The organism is Bradyrhizobium sp. CCBAU 11386 (assembly GCF_028128955.1).
Lineage (GTDB): Bacteria > Pseudomonadota > Alphaproteobacteria > Rhizobiales > Xanthobacteraceae > Bradyrhizobium.
This window is the reverse complement of record NZ_LBKA01000107.1, coordinates 1-1,565: the sequence shown is the minus strand read 5'-3', so window position 1 is coordinate 1,565 and position 1,565 is coordinate 1. Positions and strand designations below refer to the sequence as shown.

Annotated in this window: 3 protein-coding genes; all 3 read left to right on the top strand. The window is 64.0% G+C overall.

The genetic code is table 11. The features are described 5' to 3' along the window. Positions 1-419, top strand: a 419-nt coding sequence (gene tnpA / locus XI09_RS08670; protein ID WP_333939055.1) for an IS66-like element accessory protein TnpA, incomplete at its 5' end; no start/stop codon positions are given. After that, positions 416-769 carry an IS66 family insertion sequence element accessory protein TnpB gene (gene tnpB, locus XI09_RS08665; RefSeq protein WP_271566469.1) on the top strand — a complete coding sequence of 118 codons (354 nt, stop codon included), beginning with the start codon at positions 416-418 and terminating at the stop codon, positions 767-769. The genes tnpA and tnpB, both read left to right, overlap by 4 nt. A gap of 69 nt (positions 770-838) precedes the next feature. Continuing rightward, positions 839-1,565: IS66 family transposase zinc-finger binding domain-containing protein (locus XI09_RS08660; RefSeq protein ID WP_271566468.1), on the top strand; the 727-nt coding region annotated here is incomplete at its 3' end.

The window sequence follows — 1,565 nt, the reverse complement described above, 5'->3', positions numbered from 1 at the left end:
GATTGGACAGCAAAAAGGACGTCCATTTAGACGGCCCATCGGCGGGGTCGGTGAGCCGGCTGGAAGTTCTTGAAGGACCGTCGGGGCGCCGCATGCGTTCGGAAGCTGAGAGAGCTCGGATCGTCGCCGAGAGTCTGGTGCCCGGTGCCCAGGTGTCCGAGGTTGCGCGCAAGCATGGAGCGACGCGCTGGCAGATCTACGATTGGCGACGGCGGTTTCGACAGCGAGGCATGTTGCCGCCATGCGAGGCGTCCCCGCCGACATTCGCGCCGCTGGTCGTGGACCGTGCGTTGGAGGAGCGTCAGGCTCCGGCGATCAAGCTTGAGATCGCGATCGGTGATGTCGTGCTGCGGACGGATACGGCCATTGATGGTGGGCAGCTGTCCCGGGTGATCCGTGCGGTGCGAGCGTCACGATGATCGCGGCCGGTGCTGATCTGAAGATTTACGTTGCAACGCGGCCGATCGACTTCCGCTGTGGCCACGATGGGCTTGCGGCAAAGGTGCAGGAGATGCTCCGTCTCGATCCGTTCAGCGGCGCAGCCTTCGTGTTCCGATCGAAACGAGCGGATCGGATCAAGATTTTGGTCTGGGATCGAACGGGCCTGGTGTTGGTGCACAAGCGCCTCGAAGGTTGCAAGTTTGTTTGGCCAACGATCGCGGACGGCGTGATGCGAATGTCGCCAGCGATGTTCGCTGCCTTGTTCGAGGGGCTGGATTGGAGATTGGTCCGCCCGGAAGAAGCACGGCGCCCGCAGGCGGCGGGATAACTGCGGCAGAATGACTCGGCAGCTATTTTGATCGTGGCACGCGCGGCGGCGATGTGCTCGAAATAGCGCATGAGCATCGCGGCGCTGCGCGACGAAAACGAACGCCTGAAGGCGCTTTTGGCGCAAACGCAGGCGGCCTTGAGCGAGCATCAGGGGGCGCTGGCGGCGTCGGAAGAAGCCCGACGCCGGCTGGAGATCATTCTCGGCGAATTGCGACGCGACAGGTTCGGCGCGAAATCCGAGAAGCTGCGACCAGATCAGTATCATTTGCCGCTCGAAGACGTGGAGATCGCGCAAGGCATCCTGGATGCCGCGCAGGAGAGAGCCGAGGCGGCGATCCAGGGCCGATCACGGAACGCGCCAGATCATGGTTCTCATAGCAATCGCGGCTGCTTGCCTGCCCATTTGCCGCGGGTGGAGCGGATTATCGAGCCTGTGAGCACGCTCTGCCCGTGCGGTTGCGGCGCCATGACGAAGATCGGCGAGGACGTCAGCCAGCGCCTTGACGTGATCCCGGCGCAATGGCGCGTGCTGGTCACGCGCCGCCCGAAATACATCTGTCGCCGCTGCTCGGGCCCCGTCGTGCAGGCGCACGCACCGGAGCACGTCGTGCCCGGCGGGCTGCCGACCGAAGCGGCCATCGCGCAAGTGATCGTCTCCAAATTTGGCGACCATACGCCATTTTACCGTCAGGCCGAGATCTATGCGCGCCAGGGGATCCGGCTTGATCGGGCGACACTGGGCAACTGGTCTGGCCGCGCCTGCTTCCATCTTCAGCCCATCGCGGACCACATGC